Source organism: Micromonospora sp. URMC 103 (assembly GCF_051386435.1).
Lineage (GTDB): Bacteria > Actinomycetota > Actinomycetes > Mycobacteriales > Micromonosporaceae > Micromonospora.
Genome location: NZ_JBPQTR010000006.1, coordinates 203,975 through 222,042, shown reverse-complemented (window position 1 = coordinate 222,042; position 18,068 = coordinate 203,975). Strand labels below are relative to the sequence as shown.

Here is an 18,068-nt window from a genome sequence, read left to right as displayed (position 1 = left end):
TCTACCCCCGATAACATGGATCGGTGACTCCCGCAGAACTCGCCGAGGCCGTCCTCGCCGCAGCCCACGCCGTCTTCACCCAACGGGGTCTGGACCCCGCCGTGCTGCCCGGGGAGACCACGGTCGAGCGACCCCGCAACCCCGAGCACGGCGACTACGCCTCGACGCTCGCGCTTCAGCTGAGCAAGAAGGTCGGCCTGCCGCCCCGGGAGCTGGCGGGCGCGCTCGCCGAGCAGCTCGGCAAGGCGCCGGGGGTCAAGTCCGTGGAGATCGCCGGTCCCGGCTTCCTCAACATCCGGCTGGACGCGGCCGCCGCCGGCCAGCTCGCGCGCGTGATCGTGGAGGCCGGCGCGGAGTACGGCCACAGCGAGCGGCTCGCCGGGGAGCGGATCAACCTCGAGTTCGTCTCGGCCAACCCGACGGGGCCCGTGCACATCGGCGGCGTCCGGTGGGCCGCCGTCGGCGACGCGCTGAGCCGGCTGCTGCGGGCCACGGGCGCCCACGTCGGCACGGAGTACTACTTCAACGACGCCGGCTCCCAGATCGACCGGTTCGCCCGGTCGCTGCTCGCCGCCGCCCGGGGCGAGGCCGCGCCGGAGGACGGCTACGGCGGGGCGTACATCGCCGAGATCGCCGCGGAGGTGCAGGCCCGCCGGCCCGACGTGCTCGCGCTCGACGACGCCGCGGCGCAGGAGGTCTTCCGGGTCGAGGGCGTCGCCCTGATGTTCGACGAGATCCGGTCGTCGCTGCGCGACTTCGGGGTCGAGTTCGACACCTACTTCAACGAGAAGGACCTGCACGACCGTGGTGAGCTGGATCTCGCCCTGACGCGGCTGCGGGAGCAGGGCCACGTCTTCGAGGCCGAGGGCGCCACCTGGCTGCGCACCACCGAGTTCGGCGACGACAAGGACCGGGTGCTGCGCAAGTCCAACGGCGAGTGGACCTACTTCGCGGCGGACTGCGCCTACTACCTCGACAAGCGGGAGCGCGGCTTCGAGCGGGTCGTGATCATGCTGGGCGCCGACCACCACGGCTACATCGGCCGGATGCGGGCCATGGCGGCGTGCTTCGGCGACGACCCGGACCGCAACCTGGAGATCCTCATCGGCCAGCTCGTGAACCTGGTCCGCGACGGCGCCCCGGTGCGGATGAGCAAGCGGGCCGGCACGGTGATCACGCTGGAGGACCTGGTCGACGCGATCGGCGTGGACGCCGCCCGGTACGCGCTGGCCCGCTACTCGACCGACTCGCCCATCGACATCGACGTGGAGCTGTGGACCCGGGCCAAGAACGACAACCCGGTCTACTACGTCCAGTACGTGGCGGCGCGCACGGCCGGTGTGGCCCGCAACGCGGCCGAGATCGGGCTGACCCGGGGCGACGCCGACGCGTTCCGCCCCGAGCTGCTGGGCCACGAGAAGGAGAACGAGCTGCTCAAGGCGCTCGCCGAGTTCCCGGCCGTGGTGGCCACGGCGGCGGAGCTGCGCGAGCCGCACCGGGTCGCCCGCTACCTCGAGGAGAGCGTGGCGCAGGCGTACCACCGGTTCTACGACAACTGCCGGATCGCGCCGCAGGGCGACGAGGAGGTCACCGACCTGCACCGGGCGCGGCTGTGGCTCAACGACGCCACCCGCACGGTGATCGCCAACGGCCTGCACCTGCTGGGCGTGTCCGCCCCCGAGAGGATGTGACCGTCGTGCGAGCGCGAGCAGTGAGCTTGCGAGCCCCGCAGTCACGAAGCGAAGGACGATAGATGCGCGCTCATGAGGCCGGTGCCCTGCACGGGGAGATCGGCATTCGCGGACCGGCCTGGCTGCGTACGCCGGCCGACGTCAACGCGCTGGTGCCGGAGCTCTGGCCGCGTAACGTGACGCGGGCCGCGGACGGCGCGCTCGCCGTCGCGGGGCTCAGCGTGCGCGACCTCGCCGCTGAGTTCGGCACCCCGGTGTACGTGCTCGACGAGGACGACCTGCGCTCGCGCTGCCGCGACTTCCGGGCCGCCTTCTCCGGCATCGACGTGTACTACGCCGGCAAGGCGTTCCTGTGCCGGGCCGTCGTCCGCATGATCGCCGAGGAGGGCATGCACCTCGACGTGTGCAGCGGCGGCGAGCTGGCCACCGCGCTGGCGGCCGGGATGCCGCCGGAGCGGATGGGCTTCCACGGCAACAACAAGTCGGTCGCCGAGCTGGCCCGCGCGGTGGACGCCGGGGTCGGCCGGATCATCGTCGACTCGTTCGTCGAGATCGACCGGCTCACCGCGCTCGCGCGGGAGCGGGGCGTCCGCCCGAACGTGCTCGTCCGGGTCACCGTGGGCGTCGAGGCGCACACCCACGAGTTCATCGCGACCGCGCACGAGGACCAGAAGTTCGGCTTCTCGCTGGCCGGCGGCGCGGCCGCGGAGGCCGCCTTCAAGATCCTCGACGAGGACGTGCTGGAGCTGCGCGGCCTGCACTCGCACATCGGCTCGCAGATCTTCGACGCGAGCGGCTTCGAGCTCTCCGCCCGGCGGGTGCTCGCCCTCCAGGCGCAGATCCGCGACGCGCGCGGGGTGGAGCTGCCCGAGCTGGACCTGGGCGGCGGCTTCGGCATCGCGTACACCACGCAGGACGACCCGGCCGCGCCGCAGGACCTGGCCAAGCGGCTGCGCAAGATCGTCGACTCCGAGTGCGAGGCCGAGCGGCTGGCCGTGCCGCGCCTGTCCATCGAGCCCGGCCGGGCGATCGTCGGCCCGGCCGTGTTCACGCTCTACGAGGTGGGCACCGTCAAGGACGTCGACGGCATCCGCACGTACGTGAGCGTCGACGGCGGCATGAGCGACAACATCCGGACCGCGCTCTACGACGCGTCCTACTCCGCGACGGTGGCCTCACGGGCGTCCGCCGCCGAGCCGATGCTCGCCCGCGTGGTGGGAAAGCACTGTGAGTCCGGGGACATCGTGGTGAAGGATGAATTCCTGCCCGCCGACGTGCAGCCCGGAGATCTTGTGGCGGTGCCCGGCACCGGCGCCTACTGCCGGAGCATGGCCAGCAACTACAACCACGTGCCGCGCCCTCCGGTGGTCGCGGTGCGCGACGGCCAGGCGCGTCTGATCGTCCGGCGGGAGACCGAAGAGGACCTGCTCGCATTGGATGTTGGATGACGTCACCTGTGCGCCTGGCGCTGCTCGGCTGCGGCACCGTGGGCGGGGAGGTGGTGCGGCTGCTGCACGAGCAGTCGGCCGACCTCGCCGCCCGGATCGGAGCCCCGCTGGAGATCGCCGGCATCGCCGTACGCCGGCCCGGTCGCGACCGCGGCGACCTGCCGGTCGACCCGGCGCTCCTCACCACCGACGCGCTGGGCCTGATCAAGCGGGACGACGTGGACGTCGTGGTCGAGGTGGTCGGCGGCATCGAACCGGCGCGCGGGTGGCTGGTCGAGGCGCTGCGCGCGGGCAAAAGCGTGGTGACGGCCAACAAGGCGCTGCTCGCCGAGGACGGCGGGACGCTGCACGACGCGGCCGCCGAGGGGGGCGCGGACCTCTACTACGAGGCCGCGGTGGCCGGGGCCATCCCGCTGCTGCGCCCGTTGCGCGAGTCGCTCCACGGCGACCGGATCAGCCGGGTCACCGGCATCGTGAACGGCACCACCAACTTCATCCTCTCCGCCATGGACGCCACCGGCGCCGGCTTCGCCGAGGCGCTGGAGGAGGCGACCGAGCTGGGGTACGCCGAGGCCGACCCGACGGCCGACGTGGAGGGTTTCGACGCGGCGGCCAAGGCGGCGATCCTCGCCTCGCTGGCGTTCCACACCCGGGTGAGCGCCGCCGACGTGCACCGGGAGGGCATCACTGAGGTCACCGCCGCCGATGTGGCGAGCGCCCGGGCGATGGGCTGCACCATCAAGCTGCTCTGCATCGCGGCCCGGGGCGCCGACGCGGCCGGCCGGGAGACCGTCAACGTGCGGGTGCACCCGGCCATGATCCCGCTCGGTCACCCGCTGGCCAGCGTCGGCGACGCCTTCAACGCGGTCTTCGTCGAGGCGGAGGCCGCCGGCCAGCTCATGTTCTACGGTCGGGGCGCGGGCGGGGCGCCGACGGCCAGCGCCGTGCTCGGCGACGTCGTGGCGGTCGCCCGCAACCGGCTCGCCGGGGTGCGCGCCGCCAGCGAGAGCGCGTACGCCGACCTGCCGGTGCGGCCGATGGGCGAGGCGCTCACCCGCTACCACGTGAGCCTCGACGTGGCCGACCGGCCCGGCGTGCTGGCCGCGGTGGCCGGCGTCTTCGCCCGCCACGACGTGTCGATCGCGACCGTGCGGCAGGCGGGCGGCTCCGGCGCCCCGGGCGGCGGCGCGGACGCCGAACTCGTGATCGTCACCCACGTGGCACCGGACGCCGCGCTCGCCGCCACCGTGGCCGAGCTGCGCGGGCTGGACATCGTCCGGTCGGTCACCAGCGTGCTCCGGGTCGAGGGCGGCGTCTGACTCGTTGACCCCGGCGGGGCGGTCGCCGACCCCGGCCCGTGGGGGAGGGGCCGACTTCGCGCGGCGGCGCCCACGACCCGGGTGGTCGTCCCGCCAGGTGGGTATCCAGGGGCGTGGCCCGGGCCGGTCGGGCAGGCTGGTCCAGCCTGGAGGCGCCCCCGCTCGGCGGGGCCTTGGACGCGAGGAGAGCGACATGTGGCGGGGCCTGATCGAGGCGTACCGGGACCGGCTGCCGGTCACCGACGCCACGCCCGTCGTGACCCTGCACGAGGGGAACACCCCGCTGCTGCCCGCGCCGGTGCTCTCGGCGCGGCTCGGCTGCGACGTGCACCTCAAGGTCGAGGGCGCCAACCCGACCGGCTCGTTCAAGGACCGCGGCATGACGGTCGCGGTCTCCCGGGCGGTCGAGGCCGGTAACAAGGCCATCATCTGCGCCTCCACGGGCAACACGAGCGCCTCCGCCGCGGCGTACGCGGCCCGCGCCGGCCTGACCTGCGCCGTGCTCGTGCCCCAGGGCAAGATCGCGCTGGGCAAGCTCGCCCAGGCGCTGGTGCACGGCGCGCGGCTGCTCCAGGTGCAGGGCAACTTCGACGACTGCCTGTCGCTCGCCGCGAAGCTCGCGCAGGACTACCCGGTGGCGCTTGTCAACTCGGTGAACATCGACCGGCTGCACGGCCAGAAGACCGCGGCGTTCGAGATCGTCGAGTCGCTCGGCGACGCCCCGGACATCCACTGCCTGCCGGTCGGCAACGCCGGCAACATCTCGGCGTACTGGATGGGCTACGCGGAGGAGCTGGCCGACGGTCGCGCCACCCGCGCCCCGAAGATGTACGGCTTCCAGGCCTCCGGTGCGGCGCCGCTGGTCAACGGCGAGGTGGTGCGCGAGCCGTCGACCATCGCCACCGCCATCCGCATCGGCAACCCGGCCAGCTGGACGCGGGCGATCGACGCCCGTGACCAGTCCGGCGGCCTCATCGCGGCGGTGACCGACCGGGAGATCCTCTCCGCGTACCGGCTGCTGGCCAGGGAGGTCGGCGTCTTCGTGGAGCTGGGCAGCGCAGCCAGCGTGGCGGGGCTGCTCCAGCGGGCGGCCGCGGGGCGCATCCCGGCCGGCTCGACCGTCGTCTGCACGGTCACGGGGCACGGGCTCAAGGACCCGGAGTGGGCCATCTCCACGGCCCCGGCGCCGATCACCATCGCGAACGACCCCCTGGCCGCCGCCCGCTCCCTGGACCTGGCCTGACCTGATCGGCGCGAACCGGGCGGAACGAAAGTCCCGTCGGGGGGACCGCCGCGCGTACCCGGCGCGGGGCGGGGAGAGCGGGTCGGGCACACTTTGCGTGCCCCGCAGAATCCCCTAGGAGTGAGCCAGGCCGATGTCGCTGCTCGCCAGATTCAGTCTCGCCAACCGAGGGCTGATCGCCCTCATCGCGGTGGTGACCACGGTGTTCGGAGTGTTCGCCGTGCCGTCGCTGAAGCAGCAACTGCTGCCGTCGCTGGAGTTCCCCGCCGCGTTCGTCATGGCCCCGTACCCGGGGGCGGCGCCGGAGATCGTCGAAACGCAGGTCGTCGAGCCGATCGAGAACAGCCTCCAGGGCATTCCCGGGCTCGAGAAGGTCACCTCGACCTCCCGCGAGGGCATGGCCACCGTCCAGGTGCGGTACGAGTTCGGCACCGACCTGGACGACGTCGTCAACAAGATGGAGACCGCGCTCAACCGGATCGACACGCAGTTGCCGGAGGGCGTGGACCCGCAGGTGATCGCGGGCAGCACCGACGACCTGCCGGCCGTGGTGCTCGCGGCGACCGGCGGCGGCGACGAGCGCGCCCTCGCCGACAAGCTCCGGGCCAGCGTGCTGCCGGACCTGGAGTCGATCGAGGGCGTCCGCGGCGTCGAGCTGACCGGCACCCGGGACGACGTCGTGACGGTCACGCCGGACCTGGCGAAGCTGGCCGCCGCGAAGCTCCAGCCCACGGCCATCGGCGCGGCCCTCAAGACGAACGGCGTGGCGGTGCCCGCCGGCGCGGTGACCGACGGCGCCCAGGCACTGCCCGTGCAGGTCGGCACCCCGGTGACCACGCTCGACGACCTGCGCGGCATCGTGGTGGCCCCGGGGCCGAAACCGGTGCGCCTCGGCGACGTGGCGGCCGTCGAGGAGACGCTCGCCCCGGCCACCGCCATCACCCGGACCAACGGGGCGGACAGCCTCGGCATCGCCGTCACCGCCGCCCCCGACGGCAACGCGGTGGAGATCTCGCACGAGATCCGCGACCGCCTCGACGCGCTGCGCGACGCCTCCGGCACCGGCCTGACCGTGGTCTTCGACCAGGCCCCCTTCGTGGAGAAGTCCATTGAGAGCCTCACCACCGAGGGCCTGCTGGGCCTCGTCATGGCGGTCATCGTCATCCTGGTGTTCCTGCTGTCGATCCGCTCCACGCTCGTCACGGCGGTCTCGATCCCGCTGTCCGTGCTGGTGGCGCTCATCGCGCTGTGGATCGGCGACTACTCGCTCAACCTGCTCACGCTCGGCGCGCTGACCATCGCGGTAGGCCGGGTGGTCGACGACTCGATCGTGGTGCTGGAGAACATCAAACGGCACCTCGAGTACGGCGAGGGCAAGCGGGAGGCCATCGTCGCCGGCGTCCGCGAGGTGGCCGGCGCGGTGACCGCGTCCACCCTCACCACGGTCGCCGTGTTCGCGCCCATCGCGCTGGTCGGCGGCTTCGTGGGGCAGCTCTTCGCGCCGTTCGCGATCACCGTGACGGTGGCGCTGCTGGCCTCGCTGCTCGTCGCGCTCACCGTCATCCCGGTGCTCGCGTACTGGTTCCTCAAGCCGTTCGGCGGGACGCCGGACGACGAGGCCGTGCGCCGGGCCGCGGAGGAGAAGGAGCTGCGCAGCCCGCTGCAGCGGACGTACCTGCCGGTGATCGGGTTCGCCACCCGCACCCGTCGCACCCGGTGGATCACCCTGGGGCTGGGCGTCCTGGTGCTCTTCGCCACGTCCGGGCTGGCCAGCCAACTGAAGACGAACTTCCTGGACGACTCCGGGCAGGACACGCTGAGCATCCGGCAGGAGCTGCCGGCCGGCGCTGCCCTGGCGGCGACCGACGAGGCGGCGCGCAAGGTCGAGGCGGTGCTCGAGCGCACGGACGGCGTCGAGACGTACCAGGTGTCGGCCGGCGGCAGCGACATGGGCTTCCTCGGCGGTGGCCGTAACAACGTCGCGAGCTGGTCGCTGGCCCTCGGCGGGGACACCGACGCCAAGCGGATGCGGGAGGTGCTCCGCAAGGAGTTCGACGCCCTCGGCCCCGACGCCGGTGAGTTCACCTTCGGTGGCGGGCAGGACGCCTCGGCGAGCCAGATCGAGGTGGTCGTCCAGGCCGCCGACCCGGAGGTGCTGGCGCGGGCCGCCGAAGCGGCGGAGGCGGCGGTGGCCGGTACGCCGGACGTCGCGGACGTGACGACCAGCCTCGCCGAGCGGGTGCCGCGGGTCGACGTCACCGTCGACCGGGTGAAGGCCGGCCGGGCCGGGCTCACCGAGGCCGCCGTGGGCCAGCTCGTGGCGCAGGCCTTCCGGGGCGCTCCGCTGGGCCAGGTCACCCTCGACGGTGGGCAGCAGGACGTGGTGCTGCGCCTGGCCGCGAAGCCGCCCGTCGGCATCGAGGAGCTGCGCGCGCTGCCGGTCGGGCCCGTGAAGCTCGGCGACATCGCCACGATCGAGCGGGCCGAGGGGCCGCAGCAGGTGACCCGGATCGACGGCGAGCGCAGCGTGACGGTGAGCGGTACGTCCACCGGCTCGAACCTGGGCGCCACCACGAAGACGCTGCGCGAGCGGCTCGATGCCATCGACGTGCCGGGGGCGACGTTCGCCATCGGCGGGGTCAGCGCCGAGCAGAAGGACGCCTTCGGTGACCTGGGGCTCGCGGTGCTCGTCGCCATCGCGATCGTGTTCCTGATCATGGTGGCCACCTTCCGCAGCCTCACCCAGGCGCTCATCCTGCTGATCTCGATCCCGTTCGCGGCGACCGGCGCGATCGGCCTGCTGCTGGCCACCGGGACCCCGCTCGGGGTGCCGGCGCTGATCGGCGTGCTCATGCTGGTCGGCATCGTGGTGACCAACGCGATCGTGCTGCTCGACCTGATCAACCAGTACCGCGCCCAGGGCCTGGGCGTCGCCGAGGCGGTCGTCGAGGGCGGCCGGCACCGGCTGCGTCCGATCCTCATGACGGCGGTCGCGACGATCTTCGCGCTGCTGCCCATGGCGTTCGGACTCACCGGTGAGGGCGGCTTCATCTCGCAGCCGCTCGCGGTCGTGGTGATCGGCGGTCTGCTCAGCTCCACGCTGCTGACCCTGATCCTGGTGCCGACGCTCTACGCGATGGTGGAGAACACCAAGGAGTCGATGCGGGAGCGGCGGCGCCGGCGGCGTGCCGGGAACGCGCCCGCCGGCCCGGGGGAGCCGACCGACCCGGCGGACGCGGCGGTCGAGCCCGAGCCGGCGCTGGCCGCGGCGCGGCCGGCCGGCGGCGACGCCGCCGGAGAGCGGCCCGCACCGGCGCGGCCCGCGCCCTCGGCCGCGCTGGTCGACGGTACGGACCAGTTCGAGGTGCTCCGGCTGCCGAAGAGCCGCACCTCGCCGCTGCCGCCCACCGAGTAGACGCGGCGACGGGACGTACGCCCCCGACGGGTTCCGACCCGCCGGGGGCGTACGCGTCACGCGCCGGGCGGACGGCACGGGGCGGCCCGGCGGGCGGAGTAGGGTCCTGCTCCGTGGCGTCCACCCTGTCGGTCCTCACCCGCAACCGGAACTTCCGCAACCTCTTCCTGGCCGAGCTGGTGGTCTTCGGCGCCGACTGGTTCGTCATGGTGCCGCTGCTCGTGCTGCTGCCCAAGCTCACCGGCAGCGGCGTGTGGGGCGCACTGGTGCTGGCCGTGGACACCGGCGTCGTGGCGCTGCTGCTGCCGTTCACGGGCACCATCGCCGACCGGTTCGACAGGCGCCGGATCATGATGATCGCGAACGTGGCGGCGCTCGCCGGGGTCCTGCTCCTCCTCACCGTACGCAGCGCCTCCACCGCCTGGCTGGCCATGCTGGCGATCGGCGTGGTGGCCGTCGCGAAGGGCTTCTACTCGCCGGCCGCACAGGCCGCCCTGCCCAACGTGCTCGACCCCGAGGAACTGGCCGCCGGCAACGCCGTGGCCGGGTCGGCCTGGGGCACCATGACCGTCGTCGGCGCCTCGCTCGGCGGTGTGCTCAGCGACCGGGTCGGGCCGTACGCCTGCTTCTGGATCGCCGCGGTCGGCCTGGCGCTCGCCGCGGGTCTCGCCGCGACGATCCGCCGCCCGTTGCAGGCGCCCCGCGACGCCGACCTGCCGCCGCAGCGGGCCTGGGCCGCGGTGGGTGAGGCGCTGCGCTACATCGGGCACCGGCCCCGCGTGTTGGCGCTGGTCACCGTGAAATCAGCGGTGGGCCTCGGCAACGGCGTGCTGACGGTCTTCCCGCTGCTGGCCGGGGTGTACGGGGCCGGGCCGGCCGGTGCCGGGCTGCTCTTCGCGGTGCGCGGCGCGGGCGCGCTCGTGGGGCCGATCCTCATGCGCCGGGTACTCACCAACCGCTCCTGGCTGCTGCCCGGGCTCGCGCTGTCGATGTCGCTGTACGGGCTCGCCTACCTGGGCACGTCGGTGGTGCGCTGGTTCCCGCTCGTGCTGCTGCTGGTCTTCGTGGCGCACTTCGCGGGCGGCAGCAACTGGGTCATGTCCAACTTCGCCCTCCAGGGCGAGGTGCCCGACCGGCTGCGGGGGCGGGTGTTCGCGACCGACATGATGCTGGCGACGCTCGCCATCTCGGTCAGCCAGCTCGCCGTGGCCGCCGTCGTGGACGTGGTGGACGAGCGGGTGGTGCTGGCCGGCTGCGGTCTCGTCACCCTCGTGTACGCGCTCGGCTGGCGGATCGCCACCCGCAGGCTCTCCCTCTCCGACCCGGTGCCCGAGCCGGCGCCCGACGCGGCCGCCCGGTAGCGGTCCCACGGGTCGGGCCGGGATCCGGAACCGTCGGATGGCGGCCCTAGCATGAGCCCGTGCCGACGAACTTCACCGTGGGGCCGGTCCGGGTCCGGGTGCCTGCCACGAGCGCCAACCTGGGCCCGGGCTTCGACGCGCTGGGGCTGGCCCTCGGGCTCCACGACGACGTGGCCGCCGAGGTGGCGCCGGCCGGTGTGCGGGTGACGGTCCACGGCCAGGGCGCCGGGGATCTGCCCGGCGACGAGCGGCACCTCGTGGTCCGGGCCATGCGTGCCGCCTTCGACCGGCTCGGCGGGCGGCCGTCGGGGCTCGTCGTGGAGTGCGTCAACCGCATCCCACAGGCGCGCGGGCTGGGCTCCTCCTCCGCGGCGATCGTGGCCGGTGTGCTGCTGGGCCGCGCGTTGGTGTCCGACGGTCAGCGCCGCCTCGACGACGCGGCCGTGCTCCGGCTCGCCGCCGAGATCGAGGGCCACCCCGACAACGTGGCGCCGTGCCTTCTGGGCGGTTTCACCCTCGCGTGGACGGAGCCGGGCGGCGCCCGCGCCGTCACCCGCCGGGTCGCCGAGGGCGTCCGGCCGACGGTCTTCGTGCCGGCCGAGCGAGGGTTGACTGCCGCCGCCCGGGCGGCGCTGCCGGCCACCGTGCCGCACGGCGACGCCGCGTTGACGGCGGGTCGCGCCGCCCTGCTGGTGCACGCGCTGACCGCCGATCCCGCGATGTTGTTCCCGGCGACCGTCGACCGGCTCCACCAGGTCTATCGGGCCCCCGGCATGCCCGGCACGGCCGCCCTGGTCGACGCGTTGCGTGCGGCGGGTGTGGCGGCTGTGGTCAGTGGGGCGGGCCCCAGCGTGCTGGCGCTCAGCGACCTGCCGGAGGGCTTCGACCCGGGAACAGACTGGCAGTTCTGGCGGTTGCCGATAGATGTCAGCGGCGCCCGGGTTGCCCGGGGTAGACTTGGACACGCCGAGCGGGACCCTGTTGCCGCAGGTCGGAAGAGTTGATTACGCTCTAGACCTAGCACAGCCGCGAAGCATGCGATCTCCTGCGGGTCGGCGCACCCCCGAAGCTCTCGGCGGTCAGCCCGTCACCCCTGCCAAGGCCCACGCCGCACCGCAGTTTCCACAGGTCGCCGCAGACGGCGAGACCTGCTCACCGATGCTGGTGAGTCGGGAAACCGACCGGCTGCTGTGTCACAGACTCCCGCGACGCGTTCATGCGAGGCGGGTGCACCGAGGCCGCCCGGCCACCTGCTTGTCGACTCCGGGCAGTCCCGGCCTATCGAGGGAAGGAATCCATTGAGCGACACCACCGACGTGACGTCGGATGTTTCCAACGTCGCTGGCGAAGCCACCACCGCCGCTCCCGCCCGTCGTCGGCGTAGCGGCACCGGTCTGTCGGCGATGCTGCTGCCAGAGCTCCAGAGCCTGGCCGCGTCGCTCGGCATCTCCGGCACGGCTCGCATGCGCAAGGGCGAGCTGATCAGCGCCATTTCCGAGCGGCAGGGCGGCGCCGCCGCCGGGACCCCTCGACCGCGGGCCGAGGTCGCGGCCGCGGCCGCTCCCGCCCGCGACGAGGTGCACGCCGAGGTCCGGGAGACCACCGAGCGGCCGGAGGCCGAGCGGCGCACCGGCGAGCAGCCGGCCGAGCAGGCCACGGTCGAGACCGAGGGCCGCGGCCGGACCCGGCGCCGGGGGGCCGTCGCCGAGGCGCGGGCCACCGAGGCACGCACCGAGGAGGCCGAGGCCGGCGAGCGTACCGACCGGGGCGAGGGCCGCGGTGGGCGCGACCGCAACGAGCGGGCCGAGCGCGCGGACCGCGGCGAGCGGGCCGAGCGTGGCGAGCGGGCGGACCGCGGCGAGCGGGCCGAGCGTGGCGAGCGGGCCGAGCGGACCGAGCGGGCCGAGCGGGCCGAGCGGGCCGAGCGTGGCGAGCGGGCCGAGCGCGGTGACCGCAACGAGCGGGGCGAGCGCAACGAGCGTGGCGACCGTAACGAGCGGGCCGAGCGCGGTGACCGCAACGAGCGTGCCGAGCGGGCCGAGCGCGGCGACCGCAACGAGCGGGGCCAGCGCGCCGAGCGGGACAGCGACGGCGACGAGGACGGCGAGGGCGGCGGCCGGCGCGGCCGGCGCAGCCGCTTCCGGGACCGCCGCCGTGGCCGGGGCGAGCGCTCCGAGGGCGCTGAGGGCGGCCGCGAGCCGCAGGTCGGCGAGGACGACGTGCTCGTTCCGGTGGCCGGCATCATCGACGTGCTCGACAACTACGCCTTCGTCCGGACCACCGGCTACCTGGCCGGCCCGAACGACGTGTACGTGTCGATGTCTCAGATCAAGAAGTACGGCCTGCGCCGCGGAGACGCGATCACCGGCGCGGTGCGCGCCGCCCGCGACGGCGAGCAGCGGCGCGACAAGTACAACCCGCTGGTCCGGCTGGACACCATCAACGGCATGGAGCCGGAGGAGGCGCGCCGGCGGCCGGAGTTCTACAAGCTCACTCCGCTGTACCCGCAGGAGCGGCTGCGGCTGGAGACCGAGCCGCACATCCTCACGACCCGGGTGATCGACCTGGTGATGCCGATCGGCAAGGGCCAGCGGGCGCTCATCGTGTCCCCGCCGAAGGCGGGTAAGACGATGGTGCTGCAGGCCATCGCCAACGCGATCACGCACAACAACCCGGAGTGCCACCTCATGGTGGTGCTGGTGGACGAGCGGCCCGAAGAGGTCACCGACATGCAGCGTTCGGTGAAGGGCGAGGTCATCGCGGCCACGTTCGACCGTCCGCCGCAGGACCACACGACGGTGGCGGAGCTGGCGATCGAGCGGGCGAAGCGGCTCGTCGAGCTGGGGCACGACGTCGTCGTGCTGCTCGACTCCGTGACCCGGCTCGGTCGGTCGTACAACCTGGCGGCGCCGGCCAGCGGCCGGATCATGTCGGGTGGTATCGACTCCACGGCGCTGTACCCGCCGAAGCGGTTCCTCGGCGCGGCCCGCAACATCGAGAACGGCGGGTCGCTGACCATCCTCGCCACCGCGCTGGTCGAGACCGGCTCGATGGCCGACACGGTCATCTTCGAGGAGTTCAAGGGCACCGGCAACGCGGAGCTGAAGCTGGACCGGAAGATCGCCGACAAGCGCACCTTCCCGGCCATCGACATCCACCCGTCCGGCACGCGTAAGGAGGAGATCCTGCTCGCGCCGGAGGAGCTGGCCATCATCCACAAGCTCCGCAAGGTCCTGCATTCGCTGGACTCGCAGGCGGCGCTCGACCTGCTGCTGGACCGGCTCAAGCAGTCCCGCACGAACATCGAGTTCCTCATGCAGATCGCGAAGTCGACGCCGGGGGAGTGACCTCTCCCGGTTGAGGATCCACGAAGGGCACGGCCGTCCGGCCGTGCCCTTCGTCGTGTGCCGCGCCGTCGTGTGCCGGGCCGCCGTGTGCCGGCAGGCGGACCGTCACTCTCGGTGAGACTGACGCCGCTCAAGGAAAGATGCACTCTCCGTGTTCAAGATCGGCGCGGCCCACCGCCGTCGACGGCGGGTCACCCTGGGTTTCCGGCGCTGACCAGCGGGTTCGCGTCGACGGCGTCCAAGTCCCACCTACCCTCCTCTCGCCCTTTGCTCTGCACCCCTATCTGCACCGCTCACGGACTGTTCCTGGTGCGCATGTGGGTGCAGAGCAAAGGAGGCAAAGGGGTGTGTCGCTTGTTCGGTGGTTCGTTGCGCTGAGTAGGCGTGGCGGCGGGGGTCGTGCCGGTTCGTGGCTGCGAACCCGCCGAGCTGCCGGACCGTGGGACTGCGGGACCGCCCAACCCCCGGGCGGCGGAAGGCGGGGGTCGCCGGGAGTGGCCAGTCCGGCCGGAGCGGCGATTGCCGTCGGGGCGGCGGTCCGCCGGCGCGACCGCGCGGAGGGGCTGGGGCCAGGTCCGCCGGCGCGACCGCGCGGAGGGACTGCGGGCGACGGCAGGCCGGGGCCCCAGGATGCAGTTTTCTTTCAGTTCAAGCGTCAGGTATTGAAACTTCTGTTCACCGTCGGGTTGACTGTCGTCCATGCGCACCCGCAGACGATCCCTCGCCGGCGTCCTGCTGCTGACGCCGCTGCTCGCCCTGGCCGGCCCACTCCCGGCCACCGCCGCGCCGTCGACCGCCGCGCCCACCACGCCCGCGGCCACTGCGCCCGCGACCACCGGCCCGACCGGCACCCTCGCCGAGGATGGGCCGCGCGCCTCCTCCCAGGCCGCTGAGCCGCTCACGCTGGCCCCGGCGGCAGCGTCCGCCGCCGCCGGTGTCGAGCCGGCCGACGGCATCGAGACCGCCCGCACGACGCGGCCGGTCGCTCCGGGGGTGCAGCTCACGTCGTTCGACCGGTACGACGCCGACGGCTGGCTGCGCGCCGACGCCATCACCGCCGACCTCACGGGCGGGGTCACCGTGGACTACGTCAACTCGGGGGCGGTGAGCCGGGCCGAGCCGCTGCGCGCCGCCGTCGACCGGACCCGGGCCGTGGCTGCGGTCAACGGCGACTTCTTCGACGTCAACAACTCGGGAGCCGCGCAGGGCGTCGGCATCCGCGACGGCGAGCTGATCCAGTCCGCGGTGAGCGGGCATCGCAACGCGGTGGCCGTGACCACCGAGGGCATCGGCCGGGTGATCGAGGTGAACTTCGACGGCACGGCCACCCTGCCGGGCGGTCCGGTCACGCTCACCCAGTTCAACAACATGGTCCAGGCGGGCGGCATCGGCGCGTTCACCGCGCTCTGGGGGACGTACACCCGGGAGCGGGCCGTGGAGGGCGCGGCGCGCGTCACGGAGGTCGCCGTGGTCGACGGCCGGGTGGCCAGCGTGAGCCCGGCGGCGGGCAGCGGGCCGATCCCCGCGGGCACCACCGTCCTGCTCGGCCGGGAGGCCGGCGCCGACGCCCTCGCCGGGCTGCGGCCGGGCGACCCCGTGGGAGTGACGTGGCTGCCGAAGCCGTCCGACGGCAGCGCCCTGCACGCCGCGGTCGGTGGCGGGAACGTGCTGGTCCGCGACGGCGTGGTGCAGACGATCGCCGACGCGTCGCTGGCCCCGCGCACCGCGGTCGGCTTCACCGCCGACGGTCGCAAGATGATCATGTTGACGGTGGACGGTCGCCAGGTCGACAGCCGGGGCGTGACCCAGACCGAGATGGGCCGGATGATGACCGAGCTGGGTGCGTACACCGCGCTCAACCTTGATGGTGGCGGCTCGTCCACGCTGCTCGCCCGCGAGCCGGGCGCCGCCGCGGTCACGGTCGAGAACAGCCCGTCGGACGGCTCCGAGCGGCCCGTCCCGAACGGCCTCGCCATCTACGCCCCGAAGGGCAGCGGGCGCCTGACCGGTTACTGGGTGGAGACCGCGAGCGACCCGACGGCCGCGCCCGGCGTCTCGCCCGTCCGCGGCGGCCGCCCCGACCGGGTCTTCCCCGGGCTCACCCGGCGGCTCACCGCGGCCGGCCACGACGAGACGTACGGCCCGGCGGCCGGCTCGCCCACCTGGCGGGTCGAGCCGGCGCTCCACGGCCGGGTCGACGGTGCCGGCGTCTTCCACGCGCTGCTGCCCGGCACCGCGACGGTCACCGCTCGCCGGGGCCCGGCCAGCGGCGGTCTCGACCTCACCGTGCTCGGCCCGCTGGCCCGGATCGACTCCACTGTGGAGCGTGTCGGTCTCACCGGCCGCGACGGCAGCGCCCTGCTCGGTGTGGTGGGCTACGACGCCGAGGGGAACACGGCGCCGGTCGAGCCCGCCGACCTCGACCTCGAGTACGACCACGAGCTGCTGCGCCTCACCCCCACCGCCGACGGCAACCTCGCGGTGACCGCCCTGCGGGACACCGGCGCCGGGCTGGTCACCGTCCGGGTCGGACGCCAGAGCACCGTCGTCCCGGTCACCGTGGGGCTGACCGACCAGCCGGTGGCCGACTTCGAGGACGCGTCCGCCTGGAAATTCAGCCAGGCACGGGCGAGCGGCTCCGTGGCGCCGGCGCCGGGACACACCGGCACGGGCCTGAAGCTGGCGTACGACTTCAGCCAGTCGACCGGCACCCGCGCCGCGTACGCGGACCCGCCGGCCTGGATCGAGGTGCCCGGTCAGCCGCAGGCGTTCGGCATGTGGATCTACGGCAACGGTCGGGGGGAGTGGCCGAGCCTGCACCTGCACGACGCGCAGGACACCCAGCACGTGCTGCGCGGGCCGTACATCACGTGGACCGGCTGGCGCTACGTCGAGTTCGCGGTGCCGGCCGGCGTGCAGTACCCGGTGCGGGTGCGGCGCTTCTACGTGGCGGAGACGAACGCCGCCGCGCAGTACACCAGTGAGATCGTCATCGACGACCTGGTGGCGAAGGTGCCGCCGTCGGTGGACGCGCCGGCCGAGGAGCCGCGTACCGACCGGGTGGTGGTGCGCGACGGCACGGTCGACGGCGCGCCGTGGCGCTTCGCCGTCATGTCGGACGCGCAGTTCGTGGCGGCCGACCCGGACAGCGACCTCGTCGCGCAGGCCCGCCGGACACTGCGGGAGATCAGGGCGGCGAAGCCGGACTTCCTGGTGATCAACGGTGACCTCGTGGACACGGCGTACCCGGAGGACTTCGCGCTCGCGAAACGGCTGCTCGACGAGGAGTTGGGCGACGACCTGCCCTGGTACTACGTGCCGGGCAACCACGAGATCATGGGCGCGCCGATCAGCAACTTCGAGGCCGCGTTCGGCGCCACCTCGCGGGTCTTCGACCACCGGGGCACCCGCTTCGTGACGCTGAACTCGTCCACCGGCTCGCTGCGGGGCGGCGGGTTCGACCAGGTACGGATGCTGCGCGAGGCGCTCGACTCGGCGGCCACGGACCCGGCGGTCGGCTCGGTGGTCGTGCTGCACCACCACCCGCCGCGCGATCCGAGCCCCGCCAAGGCGAGCCAGCTCGGCGACCGCAAGGAGGCGGCGCTGCTGGAGCAGTGGCTGGCCGACTTCCAACACCGCACCGGCAAGGGCGCGCTGTTCGTGGGTGGGCACGTCGGCACGTTCCACGCCGAGCGGGTCGACGGCGTCCCGTACGTCATCAACGGCAACTCCGGCAAGACGCCCTCGACCCCGGCGGACCGGGGCGGCTTCACGGGCTGGACCGAGTTCGGCGTCGACCCGGTCAGCGCCGCCGAGGCCGACCGGGCGCGGCGGAACCCGCTGGCCGAGGGGCCGCGCTGGGTGGACGCCGAGGTCCACGCGCACACCGACCGGCTCGCCGTGACGGCCCCGGCCAGCGTGGCGGTCGGCGCGCCGGTGACGGTCACGGCCACGCTCACCCAACCGGGCGGGCGGACCGTTCCGGTGGCCGCACCCGTGAGCGCCGACTGGTCCGCCTCGCCGAGCGTGCACGTCGGCCCGGTGACCGGGCTGCGCCCGTGGCACGCGGCCTGGTTCGACCCGGACACCGGCCGGCTCGTGGCGTTGCGTCCCGGCGCGTCGCTCGTGCTCGCCGTGACGGTCAACGGCGTACGCGCCGACGCCACCGTCACCACGAGAGCGCGCGCCGCGGCCTGAGCACGCGGACGGGCCCCCGGTCGACCGGGCGCCCGTCCCGCCGGGTC

At 73.8% G+C, this 18,068-nt stretch carries 9 protein-coding genes; all 9 read left to right on the top strand.

Annotated elements, in window-relative coordinates:
- The first annotated feature begins 23 nt into the window (after nucleotides 1-23).
- The 9 genes from argS to ACSNOA_RS27200 all read left to right on the top strand — a co-directional run bounded on the left by argS (nucleotide 24) and on the right by ACSNOA_RS27200 (nucleotide 18,021).
- Nucleotides 24-1,691, top strand: a complete 1,668-nt coding sequence (gene argS, locus ACSNOA_RS27240; protein WP_436662643.1) for an arginine--tRNA ligase — start codon at nucleotides 24-26, stop codon at nucleotides 1,689-1,691.
- 62 nt (nucleotides 1,692-1,753) lie between these two features.
- Nucleotides 1,754-3,139, top strand: coding sequence for a diaminopimelate decarboxylase (gene lysA / locus ACSNOA_RS27235; RefSeq protein WP_436662642.1), 1,386 nt, complete (start codon nucleotides 1,754-1,756; stop codon nucleotides 3,137-3,139).
- An 8-nt stretch (nucleotides 3,140-3,147) separates the two neighbouring features.
- The gene (locus ACSNOA_RS27230; RefSeq protein ID WP_436663394.1) at nucleotides 3,148-4,458 is read left to right on the top strand and encodes a homoserine dehydrogenase; all 1,311 of its coding nucleotides are present in this window, start codon (nucleotides 3,148-3,150) and stop codon (nucleotides 4,456-4,458) included.
- 193 nt (nucleotides 4,459-4,651) lie between these two features.
- A complete protein-coding gene (gene thrC / locus ACSNOA_RS27225) occupies nucleotides 4,652-5,701 on the top strand; it encodes a threonine synthase (protein ID WP_436662641.1) in 1,050 nt (349 codons plus the stop codon).
- A 133-nt stretch (nucleotides 5,702-5,834) separates the two neighbouring features.
- Nucleotides 5,835-9,116 carry an efflux RND transporter permease subunit gene (locus tag ACSNOA_RS27220; protein WP_436662640.1) on the top strand — a complete coding sequence of 1,094 codons (3,282 nt, stop codon included), beginning with the start codon at nucleotides 5,835-5,837 and terminating at the stop codon, nucleotides 9,114-9,116.
- A gap of 113 nt (nucleotides 9,117-9,229) precedes the next feature.
- A complete protein-coding gene (locus ACSNOA_RS27215) occupies nucleotides 9,230-10,477 on the top strand; it encodes an MFS transporter (protein ID WP_436662639.1) in 1,248 nt (415 codons plus the stop codon).
- Nucleotides 10,478-10,536: 59 nt separating this feature from the next.
- Nucleotides 10,537-11,481: a homoserine kinase gene (thrB, locus tag ACSNOA_RS27210; RefSeq protein WP_436662638.1), complete on the top strand. Its 945-nt coding sequence runs from the start codon at nucleotides 10,537-10,539 to the stop codon at nucleotides 11,479-11,481.
- 294 nt (nucleotides 11,482-11,775) lie between these two features.
- Nucleotides 11,776-13,824 (top strand): transcription termination factor Rho, encoded by a 2,049-nt coding sequence (gene rho / locus ACSNOA_RS27205; RefSeq protein WP_436662637.1) that lies wholly within the window; start codon nucleotides 11,776-11,778, stop codon nucleotides 13,822-13,824.
- 699 nt (nucleotides 13,825-14,523) lie between these two features.
- Nucleotides 14,524-18,021, top strand: coding sequence for a phosphodiester glycosidase family protein (locus ACSNOA_RS27200; protein ID WP_436662636.1), 3,498 nt, complete (start codon nucleotides 14,524-14,526; stop codon nucleotides 18,019-18,021).
- The last annotated feature ends 47 nt before the right edge of the window (nucleotides 18,022-18,068 follow it).